Annotated in this window: 16 protein-coding genes; 6 read left to right on the forward strand and 10 right to left on the reverse strand. The window is 48.1% G+C overall.

Annotated features, from left to right (window positions below; genetic code table 11):
• Nucleotides 1-34: 34 nt before the first annotated feature.
• Nucleotides 35-1,657, forward strand: coding sequence for a CTP synthase (locus RIF25_RS14460; protein WP_322879232.1), 1,623 nt, complete (start codon nucleotides 35-37; stop codon nucleotides 1,655-1,657).
• A 106-nt stretch (nucleotides 1,658-1,763) separates the two neighbouring features.
• Here the strand turns inward: RIF25_RS14460 and RIF25_RS14465 are convergent, their stop codons facing one another.
• The 5 genes from RIF25_RS14465 to RIF25_RS14485 form a co-directional block, all read right to left on the reverse strand.
• On the reverse strand, nucleotides 1,764-2,495 hold the full coding sequence (locus tag RIF25_RS14465) for an alpha/beta fold hydrolase (RefSeq protein ID WP_322879233.1): 732 nt from the start codon (nucleotides 2,493-2,495) through the stop codon (nucleotides 1,764-1,766).
• 49 nt (nucleotides 2,496-2,544) lie between these two features.
• Entirely contained in the window at nucleotides 2,545-2,985 is a 441-nt protein-coding gene (locus RIF25_RS14470; protein WP_322879234.1) for a GFA family protein, read from the reverse strand.
• Between the two features lie 109 nt (nucleotides 2,986-3,094).
• Complete coding sequence (locus tag RIF25_RS14475; RefSeq protein ID WP_322879235.1) at nucleotides 3,095-3,460, reverse strand: S-adenosylmethionine decarboxylase; 366 nt, start codon at nucleotides 3,458-3,460, stop codon at nucleotides 3,095-3,097.
• A gap of 216 nt (nucleotides 3,461-3,676) precedes the next feature.
• Nucleotides 3,677-4,570 carry an N-acetylmuramoyl-L-alanine amidase gene (locus tag RIF25_RS14480; protein ID WP_322879236.1) on the reverse strand — a complete coding sequence of 298 codons (894 nt, stop codon included), beginning with the start codon at nucleotides 4,568-4,570 and terminating at the stop codon, nucleotides 3,677-3,679.
• Between the two features lie 103 nt (nucleotides 4,571-4,673).
• Nucleotides 4,674-5,315 (reverse strand): biotin transporter BioY, encoded by a 642-nt coding sequence (locus RIF25_RS14485; protein WP_322879237.1) that lies wholly within the window; start codon nucleotides 5,313-5,315, stop codon nucleotides 4,674-4,676.
• 47 nt (nucleotides 5,316-5,362) lie between these two features.
• Between RIF25_RS14485 and RIF25_RS14490 the strand changes: the two genes are divergently transcribed.
• The 4 genes from RIF25_RS14490 (at nucleotide 5,363) to psb29 (ending at nucleotide 9,851) form a co-directional block, all read left to right on the forward strand.
• Nucleotides 5,363-6,622, forward strand: coding sequence for an adenylate/guanylate cyclase domain-containing protein (locus tag RIF25_RS14490; protein ID WP_322879238.1), 1,260 nt, complete (start codon nucleotides 5,363-5,365; stop codon nucleotides 6,620-6,622).
• A 160-nt stretch (nucleotides 6,623-6,782) separates the two neighbouring features.
• Complete coding sequence (gene psbU / locus RIF25_RS14495) at nucleotides 6,783-7,181, forward strand: photosystem II complex extrinsic protein PsbU (protein ID WP_015123602.1); 399 nt, start codon at nucleotides 6,783-6,785, stop codon at nucleotides 7,179-7,181.
• 94 nt (nucleotides 7,182-7,275) lie between these two features.
• Nucleotides 7,276-8,961 (forward strand): L-aspartate oxidase, encoded by a 1,686-nt coding sequence (gene nadB / locus RIF25_RS14500; protein WP_322879239.1) that lies wholly within the window; start codon nucleotides 7,276-7,278, stop codon nucleotides 8,959-8,961.
• A 134-nt stretch (nucleotides 8,962-9,095) separates the two neighbouring features.
• Nucleotides 9,096-9,851: a photosystem II biogenesis protein Psp29 gene (gene psb29, locus RIF25_RS14505; protein WP_322879240.1), complete on the forward strand. Its 756-nt coding sequence runs from the start codon at nucleotides 9,096-9,098 to the stop codon at nucleotides 9,849-9,851.
• On the opposite strand, the gene RIF25_RS14510 is transcribed toward psb29, so the two are convergent.
• Both RIF25_RS14510 and RIF25_RS14515 read right to left on the reverse strand, forming a co-directional pair.
• Entirely contained in the window at nucleotides 9,843-10,676 is an 834-nt protein-coding gene (locus tag RIF25_RS14510) for a class I SAM-dependent methyltransferase (protein WP_322879241.1), read from the reverse strand. The genes psb29 and RIF25_RS14510 overlap by 9 nt on opposite strands.
• Nucleotides 10,677-10,977: 301 nt before the next feature.
• Entirely contained in the window at nucleotides 10,978-11,244 is a 267-nt protein-coding gene (locus RIF25_RS14515; protein ID WP_322879242.1) for a hypothetical protein, read from the reverse strand.
• A 295-nt stretch (nucleotides 11,245-11,539) separates the two neighbouring features.
• Between RIF25_RS14515 and RIF25_RS14520 the strand changes: the two genes are divergently transcribed.
• On the forward strand, nucleotides 11,540-12,469 hold the full coding sequence (locus tag RIF25_RS14520) for a hypothetical protein (protein WP_322879243.1): 930 nt from the start codon (nucleotides 11,540-11,542) through the stop codon (nucleotides 12,467-12,469).
• Nucleotides 12,470-12,792: 323 nt separating this feature from the next.
• Here the strand turns inward: RIF25_RS14520 and RIF25_RS14525 are convergent, their stop codons facing one another.
• From RIF25_RS14525 to RIF25_RS14535, 3 genes are all read right to left on the reverse strand, one after another.
• Entirely contained in the window at nucleotides 12,793-13,212 is a 420-nt protein-coding gene (locus RIF25_RS14525; protein ID WP_322879244.1) for a PIN domain-containing protein, read from the reverse strand.
• A complete protein-coding gene (locus RIF25_RS14530; protein ID WP_322879245.1) occupies nucleotides 13,212-13,511 on the reverse strand; it encodes a hypothetical protein in 300 nt (99 codons plus the stop codon). Before RIF25_RS14530 ends, RIF25_RS14525 begins: the two co-directional genes overlap by 1 nt.
• A 383-nt stretch (nucleotides 13,512-13,894) precedes the next feature.
• Nucleotides 13,895-14,353: a VOC family protein gene (locus tag RIF25_RS14535; RefSeq protein ID WP_322879246.1), complete on the reverse strand. Its 459-nt coding sequence runs from the start codon at nucleotides 14,351-14,353 to the stop codon at nucleotides 13,895-13,897.
• Between the last annotated feature and the right edge of the window lie 8 nt (nucleotides 14,354-14,361).

Genomic DNA, 14,361 nt, shown 5'->3' on the forward strand with positions numbered 1-14,361 from the left:
TTGAAATTGTAGGGATATTAAAGGCTCAGGGATCATGACTAAATTTGTCTTTGTCACCGGTGGGGTGGTTTCCAGCATTGGGAAGGGGATCGTAGCGGCCAGTTTAGGGCGGCTATTGAAATCACGGGATTATTCCGTCTCCATTCTCAAACTTGATCCCTACATTAATGTGGATCCGGGTACCATGAGTCCATTTCAACATGGGGAAGTCTTTGTCACCGATGACGGGGCCGAAACAGACCTAGATTTGGGGCACTACGAACGCTTTACCGACACCCCCATGTCCCGGCTCAATAGCGTCACCACTGGCTCAATTTACCAGGCCGTATTGAATAAAGAACGGCGGGGCGATTACCAAGGGGGCACGGTTCAGGTCATTCCCCACATCACCAACGAAATTCAAGAGCGAATTTTACGAGTGGCTAAAGATACCAATCCCGATGTGGTGATTATTGAGATTGGCGGCACAGTCGGGGACATTGAATCTCTTCCTTTTCTCGAAGCAATCCGGCAATTTCGCACCGAAGTGGGACGGAAAAATGTGATTTATATGCACGTCACCCTAGTGCCTTGGATCCCATCGGCCGGGGAAATGAAAACCAAACCTACCCAGCACTCGGTTAAAGAACTGCGCTCCATCGGGATTCAACCAGATATTCTCGTCTGTCGCTGTGATCGGCCGTTGCAACCGGGGATCAAAGAAAAAATGTCCCAGTTTTGTGATGTGGCAGTCAATTGTGTCATTCCGGCTCCCGATGCCAAGAGTATTTACGAAGTCCCCCTGATTATGGAGCGGGAGGGCCTGGCCCAAGAGGTGTTAGGACTCCTCCACTTGGAACAACGACACCCTAATTTGACCCGCTGGCAAGAACTGGTGGATCGCCTCTATCGTCCCCAACATACGGTCGAAATTGCCATCGTCGGTAAATATGTCCGACTTTCCGATGCCTATCTGTCTGTCATGGAAGCTCTCCGCCATGCGGCCATTGGTTTAGAGAGTGATTTGCGGGTGCGCTGGATTAACTCAGAAGAAATTGAAAAAGATGGGGCGGCCAAATATCTAGACGGTGTAGCGGGGATCATTGTCCCAGGTGGGTTTGGGATTCGGGGGGTAGATGGCAAAATTCTGGCGATTCAATACGCGCGCGAAGTAGGGATTCCCTTTTTGGGCCTCTGTCTGGGGATGCAATGCTCTGTGATTGAATGGGCCCGCCATTTAGCCAATCTCCCTGATGCCCACAGTGCCGAGTTTGATCCCGAAACGCTAAACCCGATTATTCACCTCTTGCCTGAACAACAGGATGTGGTGGATCTCGGCGGCACAATGCGCTTAGGTCTCTATGCCTGTCGCTTGCAATCGGGAAGTTTAGCAGCCCATCTTTACGGGGAAGAAGTCATTTACGAGCGGCATCGACATCGCTATGAGTTTAATAATGCCTATCGCAGCTTATTTATTGAGACGGGTTACAGCATTAGCGGGACTTCCCCAGATGGCCGCTTAGTCGAAATTATTGAGCTTCCCAACCATCCCTTTTTTATTGCCGTTCAGTTTCATCCTGAGTTTCGTTCCCGTCCCAGTGCACCCCACCCCCTTTTTGCCGGATTGCTCCAGGCCGCATTGAAAAAATCTCTGGGACAAGAACCCGTGGCGGTCTGAAAGAAGATTCCTAACGCCCCCCGTTCACCCGCCGCTAGTAACCTTTTGGACTCAACCAAGAGACTCTGTCCGGTCGCTGTGCAACGGGATTGTTATGGGGCAATCACTACTCTTCATTGGCTATAATTTCACGTGCAATATCATTGAGCAACTTCGCTAGTTCATGGGGACGGCTCAACATTGCTGTATGTCCTGTATTGAGAGTGACAACCTTTGCGCCAATGTTAGCTGCCATTTCATCTTGCTTGGAGGGTGGCAATATTCCCTGATCCTGGAGCAATTTAATGTAAGTGCAAGGAACGGATGGCATTTGTAACCGTGAAACTAGCTCATAAAATAGGGCAGGGGGTTCTGGGTTTTTGCCACCAGCCAGAACTTGTTGAACCGTTGCCTCATCTATGTCGTTGCAAAGAGTTTTCCGCATATCTTGCTCCACCGCTTTATCCATAAAGGAAAGCTTCCACGCCATCAGTCGTAGCCACACTGCAATTCCAAAGCGTTCAGACGGAGGAAAAATGGAGATTGCTGAACTCCCTTCTGGAGGAATATTGGCTCCAACAAAAACAAGATGCGCCACTCGTTGGGGTAGCAACGTTGCAACAGGCGGGGCAAGAATACCACCAATCGAGTGGGCAACTAAAATTACTCGTTTAAAGCCCGCTGATTCAATTTGGGATTGCATATATTTTGCAGAATCAGTGATGGTCAAGCGATTTAGGTTTGTCTCTGAAGCAGCACGATGCACAGCCAGCGCCGGAAAATCAAGCAGTGGAATCATTCGCTCCCAAACCCATGTATCAAGTCCACCACCATGAATGAGTACAAAAGCTAAATCCATCTCTGAGTTCTCCCATACTTGATAGATGTTCTATACAATGACCTCTCTGTTAGGTGTCACCACTTGTCTCGCGAACTTTGGCATGAGAACCTGGCCAAGTGTCGTACTGCGGTAGACCATCTGTGATCTTGAACCAAGGCGACTTCGAGCCAACGAAGAAGTGCCCTTCTGGCTCGTTGTTCGGTGCTTGATCCAATCCGCCCAATGGCACCCCGATCTTGGTTGGATCGTTGTCGTACGTGCTGATTAAATTTGAGCCACAAACTGAGCAGAAATGCTTTACAACAAACTCTGACGAGTGATAACGGGACAACAGTTCTTCGCCCTTCATCCACTTGAACTGCGATGCTTTGATTGTGGCGCGGCTTCGGAATGCTGCACCGTGCCACCGTCGGCATTTTGAGCAGTGGCAATGAAAGATTGGCCCAAGTTCGCCTTCAATTTTGTAGGCAATTGCCTCACAAAGGCAGCGACCAGTCAGCAGTTGCATAGACTCCTCTTCTAATATCTAACGGCTCAAATCAGCGGCAGCAGAGAAATGAAACACAGCAAAGCGGCTCTCAACTGTCTGCTGCATTTAAATCGTTGTGCTGCAAATGTTAGAACGATGAACTGACCATCTCTCCAGAAACTGCAAAATATTCTCGTGTAAGTTCAATTGCTGCCTTTTCATCAAAACCCTTGCAAGTGTAGATTACAATCGAGAAAAACTGGGCATTACTCCAAACATAGGCTGAAATACCAGAATCGATCAATGGCACAAATGCATCGTATCCCGCATTTTCCTCTTTACCCATGCCTGAAGTAGGCACGAAAATAATTGGCTTGCTATATGTCCGAAGATTTAGGTGTGCAGCAATGCTGAGAAGATACTTCTCTAGACGCTCCTCGCTGATTTCTATCGTGTAGAAACCTTCGATGAGTAAGCGCTGTCGAAAAACGTTGGGTGCGAGATTTTTGACCATATTACAGACTCTTTCACTTGGCGAATCAGAACGTCTAACAAATATGCTATATCAACTCGATTTCAAGCGTTTGGGTGACACGCTTAATTCATGTCCCAATCGACAGCTTGAGCCGCATAACTATGGATTAGACAGAAAGTTTCCGTCTAAAAGAATTATTAATATTAACTCGGCAAGCTAGGGGTAGTGTGCATATTCTATAGAAAGCTTAGCGGTCTAACACAAACTTTGGCGAAATTCCGTTAACCAGGCCTGGAACTGTCGACTATCAAAGCTGCGTGGATCCTGCTTGCCACTGGCCCGATCAATAGTTTTATGAGTCGTAATCCGGTCATCCCCCAGGCGAGTTTGCGCCACTAACCAGGCCAATGACCGATACTGAGCCGCCGTATAACCCTGATGACGTGGGCCATTGTTATATCCATTCGGTGGGGTCTCTAGACTAAAGTGCAGCGCAAAATTATTCACCGATGAAGGTAAGTTGGGATTAGTTTGGACTGCCTCGCCCCGAAACTCTGAGTTACCCGCCCCAAAAGCCCGCTTCTGCCAATCCAATAAATGGACAATGGTGCCATCCAATAAAATCAGATCATGGTAACTGCGCTGATCCTCATCGCGGGGGTGATAAGTGCGAAAGGTGTTGATGGCTGCTAACCCAGAGCTAACGGTTTCATGTAAAACAATCAGGTATTGATTTGTGACTGGTCTTCCCTGTGCGTCCTGGCGAAAGCGGTCTCCATAGTTACTGGGATGAATAGCCACATTGAACCAGAGCGGGGCAGGTAAAGTAGCGGTACAACTGGTAGGCAAATTTGGGGATGGTGTAGGGGCCTGGGATACTGCGGGAGTTGGGGCCGTGACATTGGCCTGGGTGCTGATTAGGGCCGGGGGATTTGGGGTTGAGGGGGGAGGAATAAGGGACAAATTAGGAATGGTCTGATCGGGACTGAGAGCGGCCAAGCCGGATAAAGAAGATGTTGCGGAAACTGAGGGAGTTGGCATGGAAGCAGAAACTCTTACCCAATGAATTGCCGCAAAAATCACCAGGCCTGCCAATCCCAGAGATACCAGATACCGCCTAAATTGTAGCTGTAAAATTTTCTTGACCATCACTAATGCCTGCTCACACCCATGTTTTTACCATCAATCGGGAAATTCCGCCTAGAGATTGGATTGTTAGGCCAACTGCAAACCTGTCAAAAAAGTAGGCAAATTAGTAAATCAAGACAACCCGTAAAATCCTAGCCACAAGGGCTACTAGACAGGCGATGATAATTTGTCCAGGTAACGGATAAAGAGAATATTGTTGGACTAAGGCCCAAAGTGGCAGGGGTAAGCGGTCTCCCAGGCCAAGGGCCATCAAATAAAATAACCCACAGGTGTGAATAATCCCCAGGCCAGCCAGACAACTAAGAAAAAATTGCTCAATTCGGGGGGACTGACGAAACGCAAGCATCCCACAGACCCAAGCCGCCGGAATAAACCCCGCCAAATAGCCAAAGGTCGGCTCCTGCCAATAATTCAACCCACCGCCGTGGGAGAAAATTTGAAACCCAGCTAACCCCAGGCCCAAATAGGCGATCTGAGAAATCATGGCCGGATACTGCCCCCCCATACAGCCCACCAACAGCACTGCCGCCACCTGCATCGAAACAGGAAGAGGGTACGTACCTAAAGCCTGCCAATCCGTGGGAAGTTGCCATTGTCCCTGACGATTAAAGAATTGGGGCAGAGCCACCACCGCTTCCACAAAGGTTCCCACCACCGTCAGCATCAAGCCCAACACGGCCCAAATCAACTGATCCAGGAGGGATAGACTGTTGCCCTTGGGACTGTTGGATTTGTTAGTTGCCATGTTCTGCCTCAGTTTGGGATGAATTATAACGATTCTCGCAGGCCGGGATGCCTACAATAGAAAGCGACACATCGGGTGCAGCCTGTCCGACCGCCATGCAGAGCCAACAACCCTCACCCCAGCAGGTTTTCAATCCAGTTCTAAGCTACGATCCACACCAGTTGTCTGGTTTACCTGCCGCAGAACTTGTCGCGATTATCTTAAAACAGCAAGAGACGCTCAATGCCCTCCAAAATCAGGGTGTTACTCCTGCTGAGGTTCTCGCCCCCCCCCTTGCGCCCCCGAAAAGTCCCTATCTGCTCCTGCGCACTGAAGACGGCAATTGTTACTTTACCCTCACCGATAGTAGTTGTTGGACAATTGGCCGTGGAGACGATAATTCCATTCCCCTCCCGGATCGGTGGATGTCCCGCAACCATGCCATGATTCAAGCGATGGCCCCCAACGAGTTTTATTTAATTGATTTGGGGAGTCGGAATGGCACCTTTCTGAACAGTCGGCGGGTGAATGTCCCAGTCTCGTTACGGCATGGGGATCACATCACCTTCGGACAAACGGAGTTAGAGTTTTTTGCCCAGGCCCCAGTCAGCCAGCCCCACGAAGATAGTGCTACCCTCGGCTTAAACCTCGATCATCCCCCCGAAAAGCACGAAGGATCCGCAACGGTTTTACTCCATGTCCGCCGTCTTCTCTCAGTTTTAGTCGTGGATATTCGCGGCTTTACAGTGCTAGCTCGCCAGTTAGATGAGGCACTGCTTTCGGAGGTCATGGGCACGTGGTTTCACCAGGCCGGAAATATTATCCGTCAGTATGGAAGTTGGGTGGATAAATACATTGGCGATGCGGTCATGGCCGTTTGGATCCACAGCAGCACAGAAGTCTCAGTGCAGGATATGCAGCGGGTGCTCCTGGCCCTCCATGATCTCCACCAAATGACTAGTCGCCTCCACCTTGACTATGGCCTGGATAAACCGATTCGCGTTGGGGCGGGCTTAAACACAGGCTATGCCATGGTTGGCAATACAGGCAGTGGGGATCGCCCAGACTATACGGCCTTGGGAGATACAGTCAATGCCGCCTTTCGCTTAGAATCGGCTACTAAAGAACTGGCTGTGGATGTGGCTCTGGGAGCAACTACCTATGGCTATCTTGCCGGGCGGGATGGAGATCCCAAAGCCATTTCCTTTCGGCTCCAACTGGCTAATTTAAAAGGCTATGAAGCCCCAGTCCCCATCTACACCGGAACCTTTGGAGATTTACAACAATTCCTCGCAATGAGGATCAAGCGAGATGATACGCTCTACTAATGAGGGTTTTTGAATGAGGCGATCTCCCATTTCTGGCGACTTGCTGGGAGTCTTTGGGGCTGATTTGTCAATTTAATGACCCGCTGAACACATTTGACGTTGATCGCTGATTTTCATATTGTGCTGCATCTATATGAAACATATTGAGAGGGAGAGAATTATGCAACGCTTTGGCCGCTGGTTCAGTCTGGGCTGTCTGCTTGTCGTCCTGTCATTGGGCTGGATGGGTTGGGTGATGCCAGTCACGGCTGCGGAATCTACAGAACCGATTGTCAATGTCGTCGATGAAAAGTTAGGCAGTGCCTATGGTCAGAAAATTGACCTGAATAACACGAACATCGCCGCCTTCATCGAATATCGGGGCTTGTATCCCACCTTGGCCCGGAAAATCATCCAGTATGCTCCCTATCAGTCGGTAGAGGATGTCTTGAATATTCCTGGCCTGTCGGAACGGCAAAAAGAAATTTTACAAGCTAATTTTGATAATTTTACAGTCACAGAAGTAGAGACAGCCCTCGTTGAAGGGGGAGATCGCTATAATAACGGCCTGTATAAATAAGTCTGATTAGGTTTGACTGGCCTGGGCGTTTTCGCGATGGACTAATCACAAGTTTTTAGTCTCAGTTCCTCCTCTCAACTCCAGGCCAGTTACCATGTCCTCTATCTCGATTCCTCCTGTCCCCGTTACTGTTCCTTTTGTCTTTGATGTCCTCGTCATTGGCTCTGGGGCGGCGGGTTTGAGCGCGGCATTAACCCTATCTAAAGTCTATCGAGTTGGAGTTTTAACCAAAGATACCCTCGATCAATCCGCCAGTATTTGGGCCCAAGGGGGGATGGCGGCGGCCATTGCAGCTGAGGATTCTCCCCAATTTCATGCCAGGGATACTCTTAAAGCAGGGGCTGGTCTTTGCGATCCCGAGTCTGTTAATTTCCTCGTTTCCCAGGCCCCGGCCCAAGTTGCCCGCCTTTTAGCAATGGGGGTCGCCTTTGATCATGCCAATCAGCAACCGGCCTTAACCCTAGAAGCCGCCCATTCCCACCCCCGCGTTCTCCATGCGGCTGATACCACCGGCCAGGCCCTTGTCACCACCCTTCTCAGACAAGTCCATCAGTCCCTCAACATTACTCTGCTCCCGGCCTGGCACGTTTTAGATCTGTGGTTAAATCCTGAGGGAACTGCTTGCGTGGGTGTTTGTGTCTTAGGGCTAGGTCAACTGCAATGGCTACCGGCGCGATTAGTGGTTTTAGCCACCGGAGGTGGGGGTCAAGTGTTTGCCCAAACTACAAATCCAGCCATTAGTACCGGGGATGGGGTGGCGATGGCCTGGCGAGCGGGGGTGGCAGTGCGCGATTTAGAGTTCATTCAATTCCATCCCACGGCCTTAAAACTGCCTCAGGCCCCGCGATTTTTAATCAGCGAAGCAGTGCGAGGAGAGGGGGCCCACTTGGTTGATGCCACTGGGCGCAGGTTTGTCTTTGATTATCATCCAGATGGTGAATTAGCCCCCCGCGATGTCGTCAGTCGGGCCATTTACCACCATCTCCAAGCCACTGAAACAGAACAGGTCTGGTTAGATTTACGCCCGATTCCCCTCCCACGTCTTCACTATCGGTTTCCGAAAATTATCCAAGTCTGCCAGGCCTGGGGCATTGACGTTAGCCAAACCCCGATTCCCGTCTCCCCAGCAGCCCACTATTGGATGGGAGGCGTTGTCACCAATCTCTACGGGGCAACGGATTTACCCGGCCTCGCCGCTGTTGGGGAAACCGCCAGTACAGGGGTGCATGGGGCCAATCGGCTCGCCAGTAATTCTTTGCTTGAATGCTTTGTTTTTTCCGAGCAGTTAGCCACCCTCCAACTTCCCGCTACTACTCACCCCGATAGTTTGCCCCAATGGCCTCCCTCAGACCCCCTAGAAATCCCTCATGTGGATGCTGACTGGTGTGAAGGCGTTCGCCGCCAACTCCCCCAATTAGTTTGGCAAAGTGCTGGTATTTCCCGCCATGAAACCCCATTGACAGCCGCAACCGAGAAAGTCCAGGCCTGGCGAACTACTCTGCATCAACTCCCCATCGGTCAATATCTAATCCACCACCAACCTCACACTCAGGGAATTAAGGTCAACTCAAACCAGGCCAAGGTTTTACAGCAATGGATTGAACTGCGAAATCTTTTGGATATTGCTTACCTGATTCTCAAAAGTGCCCTATTTCGCACCGAAAGCCGCGGCGGTCATTTTCGCTCAGACTACCCGGAAACCGATCCGGCCTGGCAACAACACACCCTCATCCGTGGGGAAACCTGGCTACAGCAGCCCATTAACCAGGCCAAACCCTAACCCTTAAGAGACTATGTTCATAGGACAGGAGCGCGATTAGTTTGCCATAGGTTAGTCCCTCAGTCCCAGGCCAGCTTTGATAATTTCTGGTTCTCTAGGCAAAAGATCAACAAACCGCGACAATAGGTAAGGACTTGTTTCAGTTATTCACCGTGCAAATCACCCGAACCGTTTCCGACACTAAAAAAGCCTTCTACGCAGCCCACACTCGCCCCATCCACTCAATTTTTCGGCGGTTTGTGGAAGAACTTTTGGTGGAAGTCCATCTCCTGCGGGTTAATACCAATTTTGTCTATAGCCCCCTCTTAGCCTTAGGAATTGTCACGGCCTATAACCACTTCATGTCCGGGTATCGCCCCGAAACTGACCGGAACTCTATTTTTACCTCCTTTGCTATTGCCGAGGAATTTGATCCCCAACAACTCCAGGCCGATGCGTCTCGCTGGGAAGAATTGGCAGGCTTAGAACTAGGGGAATTACAAACTCGGCTCCAGGCCTGGATTAGTGAAGGGGGAGACCCATGGCACAATTCTCTCCGGGATGCGGTGAATAATCCCCAGACCAAGTACAGCCGCTTACAGGCCATTGGGCTATATCATCTCTTAGAGCAAGCGGCGGGTAATCTCACCCAAGAGTTAACGACCTTAGAGGCCAGTCTTGAGCAACTGTCCCCTGTGGTGAATCTACCTGTGGATAAGGTTAAAAAGGATTTAGAACTTTACCGCAGCAATCTGGATAAGATGATCCAAGCTCAAAAGATCATGGCGGAATTAGTTGAAGTTGAGCGGAAACGGCGGGAACAGGCGGCCAATGAAGCCAATGCCCCTACTCCCCCAGCGAGTGAGAGTCTAACGAATCCAGAATCCACCTCCGCCGAAGCCTCAAGTTAGGTTCCTAATTTTTTCAGCGATCGCATACAAAACATCAACCTCTAAGGCCTGAATCTGATTGCTCTGAAGGAAATCTAAATTGGCCTGGCGTACCTGTTCCCACTCGGCGGAATTAAGTTGATTGACAATCCCTCTCAGACCACCCCCTAAAACCATCGTCCACCAGTCTTCCGCTGCGGTCAGTTTGTGGCTGCCAATATGGCTCAAAACCTGCACTTGGGTTGCTCCCCCGGCTTCCAGCAGGGCCTGGAGTGTATCGGAATGGCGAATTCGTTCCCACGGCGTAACTGTCTTGGCTAAGTCTGGGCGTTCCGCTGCCAGTACCTCCCAAAAGGCCTGGTTTGCCGGTTCAAAAACTTTTTCTCCCCAAGACGTAATCGCTAGCTTGCCCCCAGGCCGTACCATCCGCCATAACTCTTGCACCGCTGCTTCCATATCCGGGACAAAGAAAATCCCAAAGACACAGACAACGGCATCAAAACAGCCATCGGGCAGACCCAGATTCTCAAAATCTCCACAGCGAAACTCGATATTCTTCAATCCCTTGGCCTGGGATTTTTGCCGAGCCAGTTCTAGCAGAGATTCCGCTAAATCAACCCCCATAATATGGCCTGTGGGGCCAACACGAATCGCCGCCGGAATAGCCGAAGCCCCACTGCCACAACACACATCTAAAACCTGAGCACCGGGCCGCAGCGAAAGCTGATCAATAGTTTGCTGGCCATAGCGATTCCAGAATGATAAGGCTGGAGCATCAAAGTAATCTGAGGCGGCATTAAACACCGTTTTGGCTCTGGTGAGCATTTCTTCTTTTTGGCTACTCATAGATCGTTCACCCCCGCTTTGGTCTTAATTATCAGCTAGCTTGCCGAAAATCATGACTCTTGGCAAGGAGTTTTACTGGAACGGTTGACCTCTGAGCTTGGATATTCGACCTCTGAGAGGCGTTTCTTTCATGCTTTGACTACTCAAGAGTTATTTTACCTAACGACTCAAATCAGCGGCGGTAGTCAAAAATAGGCTGCAAACAAATGATCTCTGCACCGTCCACAGCACCAATATGTTAAGTATCACGACAATCTCTGCCCAAGGCCTACAGAAGAAGAAAGATAAGCCCTGATTGAGATTATTTATTCAGGAGGAAGACAAATTTACGAGGTAGCAAACGTGGCTCATATCTAGTTTGCTGGACTTGGTAAACAGGAATAATGCGATCTGCATGGATAACAAGAAAATCATTCTCATGATCTAGATCGACAGCCTCTATTTCATTCTTGTCATCAATTGAGCAAAACATAGCCAAGGTATCTAAAAGAGAATTAGGTTTAACTTGATTGATATGCCTCAGCCCTAAGTCCTTTGTTTGACAAGGTTCCCATAACCCATTACTCATTGTTTTTGTTCCAGTAACCCCGCAAAACGAAAAGCTTTTGCCCGCATTATTGTTCCACCAAAGCTCAATCTCAGATAGATTACTATTGTTCTGAGGGTTAGTGTAGCTCTTTCCCCATCGGATAGAACTGGGTGAATATGAGTTTGAGGAGATTTTACAAGCTTCCAGATTTGTCATGGCTGATTGGTGTCTAATTTTAAGTAGGATATCAGGTTTCTTGCGCTTAATTATCTATTTGGGCTGCTGGCTTGTAGCATTATGTAACATGGTGATGTAATTTCGTCCAAGTGCAGAAGTGGCAGAAGAAATTGATTTAACGAAGCTTGTTATTGAAGTAGACACTGAACTAATCCAAGAGGGATCAGAACCCTTTCAACGTCCTCTAGCGGCGTACATGAAAATTGCACAGCGTTTGCAACCTAGAAGCAGTTCTATGCTTCAATGGGATCCACTTTTCAACATCGTTAATCACATATACAGTGAACTGTACCGTCCATCTGATCTTCACATGCCACCTATGCATGTAGGTGTGTTTATGTTTCGGGACGTGTTCTTTTCTCTGCGGATTCCAGTGATTTATGGTTCACCTGTAATCAATCCAATCAATTTCTTAACCGATGTACCTGAGATACAAAAACGATGGCTGTTTACTGATACACAGTCTGGGTTGGCTTTTTTTGATCAGGTTATTGACCTAATGGATTTTGTATATGGACTCGATGATCTAGAGAAAATAGGGCAACTACCAGATAAAACGGTGGAATGGTGGTATCTGGCAAAACAACAACTTGAGGCAGCAGCAGCAACAGTATTAGGTTCATTTAGCAAATATGCTGTAATTCAGAATTGCTGTATTGCGACAGAACTACTGCTGAAAGGTGCTCTCATGGCTCAAGGAATTGACGAGAAGACCTTGGCGAGCAAGAAACATGGCTACGGACATAATTTAGAGAACTTAGTAGATAAAACCGCTGGACATTTGCCCAATTTTGATCGAGAAACGGTGTTACTTGTGGTGAAACAGCTCCCAGACTATGTTGAAAGTCGCTATGAAGCCAAAGACTTCTCACGATTAGATATTGGAAGCTTCTTGATGAATATCCAATTCATTAGCGGTGAAATTCTACGTCAGTTTTCCGATCGCAACTTTCGTGCAGACTTTATAGCCATGCCAGACGATACTTGGGACTTGACTCATCGAGCATTTCCACAACAAACAAAATGATGCGATTCAACGAAACCCTAGCTGCAAACAGATAGCCTCGGATCACCTCTCTACCACCATATGGATCAGCGTAACTATACTATTAGGTGGAAAAATTCTGTCTAAAAGTATCGTTGAGGTGTTTAGGCAGAATGTCAAGTTTCCACTCAATAATTACACAGGGAAAAATGTAGGAAGTTGCTGCCCGGCCTGGACTTGGCGGGGCTAGTTATTCCACGCTAATCTGATCTACACCCCTCGAATGTTCGACCTCTGAGCTTGAATGATTGAGCTTTGAGAAGTTTTTCTCTCACAGTTTTTGGGCTGCTGACACCACATAAAAGCTACTCAAGTGTTGCTAGTTTTTGCAATACCTGACTTACGGACAGCACAGGGACTAAGCTAGTAGAAAAATAAGCGTCGCGGGTAACAATTGCATCTAAGCTCTGAGTTGATGCACACGCAATTTGCACCGCATCCTCAAAATCTAATGTAGTGGATGTCAGCGCTAGTTCTAATGCAGAACGATCAACGGGGCAAATTTCCATAGCTGACAATGTGATTTCTATTACTTGTCTTGCCCGTTCAATACTTTGAGTATGCCGTCTTGCAATATAAAAAATATCTGTTAACGTTGTCGCCGTAGCATAACTAATAATCTCACCAGAGGCTATCTCCTGAAATAATGCTTCCGCATCAATAAAAAACGGTGCTCTTTCCAGTAAGAAGTCCAGAATGATATTGGTATCAACTAAAACTCTCATTATGTATATTTTTCTACCAATCGCTCTCCTAACATAGCTTGAACTTCAGCATCTGTAGGCGCAGGCTGATCTGATTTTAATAATCCCCGCATTTGATTAATCAGTTCTGTCCGTTCCGCACGTAAACGCCCTTGAATAGAACTACTGGGAATATAAACAGATGGCTCTACAACTGACTCTGTTTGACTGGTCTGATGGTTGAGTTCTTCCTGAAGGGACTCAACAATGAGATTTACCAGAGTCAACCGATCGCTCAGCGATAATTTAAAGGCTTGTTCTTTAACTTCTTTCAGTGACATAAGGAAATGCTAACCAACGCTAATATCTAAAATTTTAGTCGTCATTTCTCTATAACGAACAATGAACCGGGAGGCGAGACCGACAAGTTGGCTATACTGCTACTTCCAAAATACAAAGCAGCCAGCTATTTATTGGACGGAAAACTTTGTCTAAAAGTATCTTTAAGGTGTTGAGACTAAATGTCAAGTTTCCTCTTAATAATTACACGGGTAAAAATATAGGAGGTTTCCGCAGGGCCTGGAATTGGCCTGGCTACTGGGTCAGAAGTCAAAGTATTTTTTGATCCTCAATTTCTGGAAAGAGCGGTTCTAGATAATCGTCCTTCCCAGGATTAGCTGTTTTGGTGTAAGTGTTGTGTTTTAGGTTGGCGCAGTGTTTTTAATCATCCAGAGGATGCTTCCGTAACGGGACGGTCGCCAATGGCATCATAACCTTGGGCCCCGAAGATTGCTTCAGGATGGCGATAATATTTAATTTCAATTAGGTTGTGAAATGGATCCGCTAGAAAAAAGGTTTTGTGCTCTAACAGAGAATTCTGAAAGCGGTTTTTGGGGGGGTGAAAAAATCCTAATTGCTGCTGTCCTACCTGGTTGCGCAGTCTTTCCCAATCAGCTTCGGCAGTAAAAATCAAACCAAAATGACGGGGATAAATGCTTTTGGGTGGCTCAAGGGGATCGGTAGTCACATGGGCAACCAGTTGATGACCATACAGATTCAGGATTAAACAATGGGCATTCTCACGACCTGAGGTACACCCCAGGCCCTCAACATAATAGGCTTTGGTATCGCTGATATTGGAGACCGGGAAGGCCAGATGAAACAATACGGTTGACGTGAGCATCGGACTTG

The organism is Pseudocalidococcus azoricus BACA0444 (assembly GCF_031729055.1).
Taxonomy (GTDB): Bacteria; Cyanobacteriota; Cyanobacteriia; order Thermosynechococcales; family Thermosynechococcaceae; genus Pseudocalidococcus; species Pseudocalidococcus azoricus.

Coding starts and splice junctions, on each gene's coding strand:
- RIF25_RS14460 (WP_322879232.1), top strand. CDS start 35: ATGACTAAATTTGTCTTTGTCACCGGTGGGGTGGTTTCCAGCATTGGG.
- RIF25_RS14465 (WP_322879233.1), bottom strand. CDS start 2,495: ATGGATTTAGCTTTTGTACTCATTCATGGTGGTGGACTTGATACATGG.
- RIF25_RS14470 (WP_322879234.1), bottom strand. CDS start 2,985: ATGCAACTGCTGACTGGTCGCTGCCTTTGTGAGGCAATTGCCTACAAA.
- RIF25_RS14475 (WP_322879235.1), bottom strand. CDS start 3,460: ATGGTCAAAAATCTCGCACCCAACGTTTTTCGACAGCGCTTACTCATC.
- RIF25_RS14480 (WP_322879236.1), bottom strand. CDS start 4,570: ATGGTCAAGAAAATTTTACAGCTACAATTTAGGCGGTATCTGGTATCT.
- RIF25_RS14485 (WP_322879237.1), bottom strand. CDS start 5,315: ATGGCAACTAACAAATCCAACAGTCCCAAGGGCAACAGTCTATCCCTC.
- RIF25_RS14490 (WP_322879238.1), top strand. CDS start 5,363: ATGCCTACAATAGAAAGCGACACATCGGGTGCAGCCTGTCCGACCGCC.
- psbU (WP_015123602.1), top strand. CDS start 6,783: ATGCAACGCTTTGGCCGCTGGTTCAGTCTGGGCTGTCTGCTTGTCGTC.
- nadB (WP_322879239.1), top strand. CDS start 7,276: ATGTCCTCTATCTCGATTCCTCCTGTCCCCGTTACTGTTCCTTTTGTC.
- RIF25_RS14510 (WP_322879241.1), bottom strand. CDS start 10,676: ATGAGTAGCCAAAAAGAAGAAATGCTCACCAGAGCCAAAACGGTGTTT.
- RIF25_RS14515 (WP_322879242.1), bottom strand. CDS start 11,244: ATGAGTAATGGGTTATGGGAACCTTGTCAAACAAAGGACTTAGGGCTG.
- RIF25_RS14525 (WP_322879244.1), bottom strand. CDS start 13,212: ATGAGAGTTTTAGTTGATACCAATATCATTCTGGACTTCTTACTGGAA.
- RIF25_RS14530 (WP_322879245.1), bottom strand. CDS start 13,511: ATGTCACTGAAAGAAGTTAAAGAACAAGCCTTTAAATTATCGCTGAGC.
- RIF25_RS14535 (WP_322879246.1), bottom strand. CDS start 14,353: ATGCTCACGTCAACCGTATTGTTTCATCTGGCCTTCCCGGTCTCCAAT.